The following is a 7,420-nucleotide window of genomic DNA, read 5'->3' as shown; positions in this document are numbered from 1 at the left end:
GGGAATAGGGAATTTTAAGTGAGAGCTTATTCGAAATCGTCTCTATCATTCTCTCAAGAAAAGCAATTTTTGATCTTGCACCCGTTGGTGATAGTGATTTAAGGGTTGGTAGACAAAACTCTGATCCTTCTGGTTTAAAAAATTCAGAAGCCAGAAAAATATATATGGTGGCTAGTGGACCAGTGTTAAGTTACCCTCCAACAGTAAGGAATAATATCGACTTTAACGAAGCAATGGCTAATATATTAAGTGGTGTATCAAAGTTGATGGTTAAGACAATCAGTGAAAATGATAATATTATTCGTACTGGTGATGGTCTGATAGTTATTCAATTACAACCATGCTCTGCTAGACCGCAATTAATCGGCAACCCAACTGCGCAAAACAACAGGAGTGAGTTAATAGCTAAGATGCTGGCTGAGCTAATTATAGGCAATGAGCAAGTAGAACACTCAGAGAATATTGACCCACAAGGCAAATCAACAATAACGGTTAGTGAAAAAGATTTAATTGCGCAGGCAGAGAATTCGGTAATCTCTGAGGGTAAGAACAGCAAATGGTATAATTTCTTAGCTTTTGTTGATCCAAAATCAGATGTAATTCTTGCAGTAAACAGAGCATATACAGATAAGAATTCTTATGCATCTAATGAGAATAGCGTCTCTAGCAGCATATTATCTTCTGCAACTAATAAAGATCAGTCTACTGCGGCAGCATCCGCAGAAGTCGCTAGTGCTAATAAAGCCAACCAAAATGCTATTGATGAGTTGGCAAATAAAAACCAAGACCGATTCACTGCTAGCACAAGGAATGCTGAATATGCAGCAGCGCAAAAAAAAGCTGAAGGCAGAAATTTTGAAGAAATCCGTCGCCAAGTGGAACATGAAATTAAAAATACTTAATAGTAGCAAGTGCTGTTAATAATGCCAAAAAAATACGGTTCGGAAAAAGTTAAATATATTATATCAGATATAAATTATCTATTTTTTAGTACCACGTACTCGTTGATAGGCCTCACGAAACGGAATTTTTTGGTCACGTACTAATTCATAGGCTTTGGCTGCAGTATAAATTGCTGGTTCAAGGGCGGCTTGCATACGATCACTATCAAAACTCACATGCTTAAGTGCATGCTGCATCAGACGGGTGCTATCATAGACGGCATCAAGCCCTCGAAATAGCGGCTTTTTAATTAGTTGCATATCGCGATGATAACCAGAGGGCATCTTAGCGGTGATGCCAAGTACTTCAATTATAGCAGCGCTTGCTTCACTAGTGCGGCCACGTACTAGTTCAAATAAGTCGGGATTGCGCTTTTGTGGTAGCATTGATGAGCCTGTAGTAATGCTGCTATCAAGCTTAACAAAACCAAACTCACTAGTAGCATAAAGACATAAATCGCTAGCCAGTCGTCCCAAATCTTGAGCCAACAAGGCAACCTCAAATAGCGCAGTAGCTTCTGCTTTACCACGTGATAATTGCACTGCCGTAACCGGGGTATGGGTTTCACTGAAATCTAATGCTTTAGTGGTATGCTCGCGGCTAAGCGTGAGCACTGGTATACCATAACCCGCAGCCGAACCCAAAGGATTTTTATCAGCACGACGACGGGCGGTCTTAAGGCCAATGGCATCATCGCGAATTTCAGCCGCAAAACCTTGAGCCCATAGCGCTACTGTAGTTGGCATTGCTCGTTGCATATGAGTATAGCCAGGCAATGCCAATTCACCATCACGTTTAGCTATGCCTTGAAGTTCATCGGCAAATTCATTAGCAAGATCTGCCAGTTGCTTGAGTGCATCTTTTAAATATAAACGCAGCGCTGCCAGTACTTGGTCGTTGCGTGAACGTCCTAAGTGAATTGCTCGACCAGGCTCACCAACGATGCCAACTAAGCGATTTTCAATGGCCGTATGACAATCTTCGTCTTCTAAAGTTACTTGCCAATCACCTTTAGCATGTGAGTCTTTTAATGAAGCTAAAGCTTTTTGCAGAGCAGCGAGGTCTGCACTTGAGAGAAAACCAGATGCATGCAACATAGCAGCATGCGCACTTGAAGCATCACAATCATAAGCGACCAGGCGTTCATCTAAAAGATGATCTTCACCTGCGGTATATCGTAATACTAAACTATCAAGAGGTTCGCCACGATCCCATAATCGACTCATAATTCATTGGCCTTTTTTAAATCCTTAAGGGTTGGTTGTAATATTTTCAGTAGAAGGAAGTTCAGCGGTATCTTTTACGATTAGCGTGCCAGCCCCTTCGTTAGTGAAAAATTCTACCAATAGTGAAGAGCGGCCTTTATAACCTACCATATGAACGCGTTGCACACCGCCTTGCAATGCTTCTTTAGCAGCCTTTACTTTAGGTAACATGCCGCCGGCAATAACGCCGCGACTTTCGTAGCGACCGATGCCGTTGATATCAGTATAGCTTATTAAAGATGCCGGGTCATTTTTATCTTCTAGTAACCCAGCGGTATCAGTTAAGAAAATAAGTTTTTCAGCATTGAGTGCGCATGCTAAGGTAGAGGCTACTGTGTCAGCGTTAATATTAAGCACTAACCCATCGTTATCAGCAGATAGCGGGCTAACGATGGGTACCAACTGGGCGTCTAATAAACGATTAATTACACTGGCGTCTACTGAAACGATATCACCAACAAGACCATAATCAACCGTAGTCGGTTGGCCATCTACTATGCGTTCTTGCGGGGGTCTGCGTATTGCGCGAATCAGGCCAGCGTCAATTCCTGACACCCCAATTGCGGGGACATGGGCGGCGCGACATGCAGACACAATCGCGGTGTTTACCGAACCATTTAAAGTCATGATTGCAATTTCAAGCGCTTGCGGGCTGGTAACACGACGACCATCAACAAATATCGCTTTTTCGCCAAGTTTTTCTGAAAGGGTAGTTGTTTGTGGGCCACCGCCATGCACAAATACCACGCGTATACCTAATTCACATAATACCCCAATTTGTTGGGCCAACTCTCTTTGTGCTGCATTATCAGCACACATGGCGCCGCCAGCTTTGATCACAAAAGTGCGACCGCGATACATACGAATATATGGTAAAGCTTGGCGCAAGGCACCAATACTGAGATCACGATCATATGGAACTACCATGGATAATCCTTTGCCAACATTTCCATGAGCACGGCTTTTTGAACATGCAGGCGGTTTTCAGCTTCATCGATTACAACACTGCGCGGACCATCAAGCACTTCATCACTTATTTTAACATTACGACGTACTGGCAAGCAGTGCATTACTTTAGCATCTTTTTTAGCAGTAGCAAACCAACTTTCATGTACACACCAATCACGATACGGCGCGCGAAGTTTTGTTTCTTCGCTTGGATCACCATAGCAAGAGGGAGCTGACCAACTTTTAACATACATCACATCAGCGTCACGCATGCCTTCGCTGCGATCAGAGGTTTCACTTATGGTGGCCCCTGATAATTTTGCTAATTCATGAGCTCTTTGAATGATTGCTGCTGGCAGGGCATAACCAACAGGTCGCAAGATAGTTACATGCATACCACGATGCACCGCCATATTAAGTGCTGATGCTGGTACTGCATAAGCCAAGGGTTTGGGATGGTATGCCCAAGACAATACAAAACGTCCGCCTGAACGTGGAATATTTAAGTCATCAAGGGTGCGCCAATCAGCTAAAGCTTGGCAAGGATGTGAGAGCCCAGATTCTAAATTGATAAAAGGTTTGGGGCATAAATCTGCCATAGCTTGTATGGTAGAATCAGCAAGGTCTTCATCGATATTTTGGCCTGAGGCAAAACAACGAACTGCTAACGCATCAGCATAGCGTGATAAGACAGGTATAGCTTCTCGGACATGCTCTACAGCATCACCATCCATCACTACCCCTAAACGGGTCTCTAATTTCCAAGAACCGCTGCCGGGTTGAATAACAAATGAATTACCACCAAGTTGGGCAATGCCAGCTTGCATCGAGGCTAAGGTACGTAGCGATGGGTTCATAAAAACCAAAGCAATAACTCGACCTCGCAAGGCATCATTAAGCGGTTTTTCTTTTAGCACTCGCGCTCGTGCTAAAAGCCGTTCGATGGAGTCATGAGGTAATGCGGATAAATCAAGGTAGCTTTTCATTTAGATATCCGTAAGCGCAGCAATTAATGCATCAACGTGAGCATCTTCAAGAATTAATGGAGGTAGAAGACGAACAATATTTGGGTCGGCGGCACCACCAGCCAAAATTTTCTTTGACCTAAGTGCAGTAAGAACCTCTGCTGCGGGTATGTTTGTATGCAAACCTAAGAGAAAACCCATTCCCTGAACTTTGGTAATTGGGCCAACTACCGCTTCGTTTTTAATGCGTTCAGAGAGACGACGAACATTGGGTAATAAATTTAATTCTTCAATGGTATCAATAACCGCCTCAATTAATGCACAAGCTAATGGGCCACCACCAAAGGTAGTACCTAATGCACCTGGGGTAACAGTTTTAGCAAGTTCATCATTGCATAACATAGCCCCAGCCGGGAATCCGCCGGCGATACCTTTGGCAGTTGTAATAATGTCTGGGGTAACGCCATAAGCCTGGGCAGCAAAGGGCCAGCCAGTGCGCCCAAGGCCGCATTGCACTTCATCAAAAATTAGAACAATGCCTCTCTCACTGGTTATTTTGCGAGCGGCATTAATAAACTCTTGACTCATTGCACGTGCGCCAGCCACGCCTTGAACTGGTTCGAAAATAAGGGCCGCAGTATCGCTATTAAGTATATTGTTTAACTCATTGATATCATCAAAAGGAATAAAATCTACCTCAAAGGGTTTTTGCGGAAAGCCGTACCATTTTTCATGCCCAGCGGTAATAGTCGCAGCGGCTGCGGTACGACCATGAAAAGCGCCCGCTACAGCAGCAACTTTTTTGCGCCCCGTGGCACGAAAAGACACGCGTAAAGCATTTTCGTTGGCTTCAGCACCTGAATTAACAAAAAAGACATTTGCTAAACCTTGGGGAGCAAAACTCGCCAAACGTTGTGCGGCTCGTTCACGAATTGCTAAGGGCACAAGATTAGTTTGAAAAAATAAGGTGTGAGCTTGATTACTTAAAACTTTAGTTAAACGAGGGTGACAATTGCCTAATAGGGCGACAGCATGGCCACCATAAAAATCTAAATAGCGGTCACCATCTTCGGTGAAAAGCCACATGCCTTCACCTCGAGATGGCTCAACATCAATTTGTTTAAATGCGGATAGCAATGCGCTTTTCATTGGGATTAGTACCATCCTATTCCAGGGAGTTGTAAACCTGTTTCATCAGGCAAATCAAAAAGTCGATTCATCCATTGTACGCCACCACCAGCGGCACCTTTTACTAAGTTATCAATTGCTGAGGTAACGATAGCCGTACGACCACGAACTGATACACCAATGCGACAACGATTGGTGCCAACCACTTCAGTTAACATGGGTGGTGCCAAAGTAGCATGTACAAATGGACTATGCGAATAAAAACGATTGATGCGATCAACCAAAACATTGGCAGGCAAGGCATCGCGCAAACGTAAGCGCAAAGTCGAGTGTATACCACGAACATAGGGGCCAGCATGCGGTACAAACTCAACTTCGGGAGTGCGACCGCCACTGGCAGATGAAAGGAAAATGCGCATTTCATGTTCATGGCGATGCGCCAAGGCATTATATGAGTAGAGATTACTGCGCCTCGCTGGGTGATGAGCATTTTCAGCAAGTTTACGACCACCACCAGAGCTACCGGTGATTGCAGAGACGAAAATTTCATGTTCGATGAGATCAGCAGCTAAAAATGGATATGCAGCAAGCACCACCGAGGTGGTATAACAACCTGGTTGGGTTGCGTGCCCAGTTGGTTTACCTTGAAAATGTTCAGGTACAGCACAAGTGAATTCTTTTATTCGTTGCGGAGTGGGGTGGGTCTGGCCATAAATTTGTTCGTAAGTAGCAACATCAGCAAAGCGAAAATCGGCTGATAAATCTACTGCATGTAATTTGGTTTTAGTACGTTCGGCAGCACTTAATACAATATCGAGTAATGCTGCAGTTGCCCCATGAGGTGTGGCGGCAAAGACACCAACTTCAGCATTAGCAGTAAATAACCGTGCAATATCTTCAGGAGCCGTAAAAGCAAGGCCATCAGCATTGGTACCGGCAAGATGTGGAAAAGCTTTAACTACGGGCTCACCAACCTGACTTGTTGAAGCTATCGTTGCAAGTATAAAGCGCGGGTGATTTTGCAATAAACGAGCAAGCTCGCCAGCAACGTAACCTGTGCCACCAAGAATAGCGATAGGAATGCGTTTTGTTTCATTCATAATTTTAATCCTCAATTTTTTTCATGATAACCCAATACCGATGAGAATTTGGTTGCTTAAATCATCAGCATTGGTGCGTGCGTTAAAACTAGTAACCTTGGTTTGTGTTTCTACAATGTTTATACCAGCGGTATTATCAGTGGCCGGTCCGGTAACAACTGCTGTTTTAAGACCATATTGTTCATCAAGTAAATGTACACCACCCCAAGCAGCTACTGGGTCACTGGCAGCCAAAACTACAGCACTAAAACTTTGTCTAAGTTCGGGGTCAGCCAAAATAGAATCAACTCCATAGAGCCCCAAAAGACCATCACCTAACTCAATTACGATTACATCAGGATTTTGTGTCGCTAAATGTGAAAGTAGTGAACGTGTGACCAAGGGGGCATTGTTTGTTGTAGTCGTAACTATACCAAAATCAGTGAATATTAAAGTTTGCTGTGCGCCAGCATCGTTCATTGAGAGAATATCTCGACGCAAAGAAACGCCTGTGGCTTTGCCGGCAGCAACATTTAGACCCTTATGAGTAAAAGATTGCACTAGTGCACAAGCAGCTGCGGTTTTACCTGCCCCCATTGAACTACCAACTACTGCGACTACAGGAATGTTATTAAGAGTAATGTTCTCATTTAAAGGGAGAGCACCCTGATTTATATTTGCCGGTATACCAATACGTTCACCAAGATAAGGGAAATGTAAAATTTGCCCTAAAACTTCGCAAACAAACGGTTCACCAAAGTCGGGGTTGATACTATCACATACTCCTAATACGCCACCCAAATTAAGAATATGTAAGTGATCACCTACTGATACTGTGTCAGGTAAATGACCTGCATAACCAAATAATGCTTTACGATGGCCTAAGCAAACAGCACAGACATCGCCGGGCTTAATTGTAGAAAAGCGACCAGACACAAGTTCAAGTTGGTTATAAGTGCTTTTACTCGTGAGCACACGAACTGCTACAACACTACCTTCACTAGCAGAAATATCAGTTGCTAGGCGTACCTCTCGTGATAGATGACAATTAAGAGTAACCGAGCTTCTCTTATCGAGTAATACACTTCTCACG

The 7,420-nt window shown here is 43.8% G+C and carries 7 protein-coding genes; 1 reads left to right on the top strand and 6 read right to left on the bottom strand.

Annotation, left to right across the window (positions count from 1 at the left end):
- The first annotated feature begins 233 nt into the window (after positions 1-233).
- Positions 234-902, top strand: coding sequence for a hypothetical protein (locus JW841_15165; GenBank protein ID MBN1962274.1), 669 nt, complete (start codon positions 234-236; stop codon positions 900-902).
- Between the two features lie 78 nt (positions 903-980).
- On the opposite strand, the gene argH is transcribed toward JW841_15165, so the two are convergent.
- Genes argH through JW841_15135 form a run of 6 tightly spaced genes read right to left on the bottom strand, consistent with a single transcriptional unit; the run spans position 981 to position 7,419 of the window.
- Positions 981-2,168 carry an argininosuccinate lyase gene (gene argH, locus JW841_15160; GenBank protein MBN1962273.1) on the bottom strand — a complete coding sequence of 396 codons (1,188 nt, stop codon included), beginning with the start codon at positions 2,166-2,168 and terminating at the stop codon, positions 981-983.
- A 24-nt stretch (positions 2,169-2,192) separates the two neighbouring features.
- A complete protein-coding gene (argB, locus tag JW841_15155) occupies positions 2,193-3,134 on the bottom strand; it encodes an acetylglutamate kinase (protein MBN1962272.1) in 942 nt (313 codons plus the stop codon).
- Positions 3,128-4,141: an N-acetylornithine carbamoyltransferase gene (locus JW841_15150; protein ID MBN1962271.1), complete on the bottom strand. Its 1,014-nt coding sequence runs from the start codon at positions 4,139-4,141 to the stop codon at positions 3,128-3,130. Before JW841_15150 ends, argB begins: the two co-directional genes overlap by 7 nt.
- Entirely contained in the window at positions 4,142-5,269 is a 1,128-nt protein-coding gene (locus JW841_15145; protein MBN1962270.1) for an aspartate aminotransferase family protein, read from the bottom strand.
- Between the two features lie 5 nt (positions 5,270-5,274).
- Positions 5,275-6,348 (bottom strand): N-acetyl-gamma-glutamyl-phosphate reductase, encoded by a 1,074-nt coding sequence (argC, locus tag JW841_15140; protein ID MBN1962269.1) that lies wholly within the window; start codon positions 6,346-6,348, stop codon positions 5,275-5,277.
- A 21-nt stretch (positions 6,349-6,369) separates the two neighbouring features.
- On the bottom strand, positions 6,370-7,419 hold the full coding sequence (locus JW841_15135) for a hypothetical protein (GenBank protein MBN1962268.1): 1,050 nt from the start codon (positions 7,417-7,419) through the stop codon (positions 6,370-6,372).
- Between the last annotated feature and the right edge of the window lies 1 nt (position 7,420).

The organism is Deltaproteobacteria bacterium, assembly GCA_016931625.1.
In the GTDB taxonomy this organism is placed as follows: Bacteria; Myxococcota; XYA12-FULL-58-9; order XYA12-FULL-58-9; family JAFGEK01; genus JAFGEK01.
Note: the sequence above shows the minus strand (reverse complement) of the source record. Positions and strands in the feature narration are given on the sequence as shown.

What these genes read in the sequence shown, in the direction of transcription:
- JW841_15165 (MBN1962274.1), top strand. Translation starts at nt 234, where the DNA reads ATGGCTAATATATTAAGTGGTGTATCAAAGTTGATGGTTAAGACAATC.
- argH (MBN1962273.1), bottom strand. Translation starts at nt 2,168, where the DNA reads ATGAGTCGATTATGGGATCGTGGCGAACCTCTTGATAGTTTAGTATTA.
- argB (MBN1962272.1), bottom strand. Translation starts at nt 3,134, where the DNA reads ATGGTAGTTCCATATGATCGTGATCTCAGTATTGGTGCCTTGCGCCAA.
- JW841_15150 (MBN1962271.1), bottom strand. Translation starts at nt 4,141, where the DNA reads ATGAAAAGCTACCTTGATTTATCCGCATTACCTCATGACTCCATCGAA.
- JW841_15145 (MBN1962270.1), bottom strand. Translation starts at nt 5,269, where the DNA reads ATGAAAAGCGCATTGCTATCCGCATTTAAACAAATTGATGTTGAGCCA.
- argC (MBN1962269.1), bottom strand. Translation starts at nt 6,348, where the DNA reads ATGAATGAAACAAAACGCATTCCTATCGCTATTCTTGGTGGCACAGGT.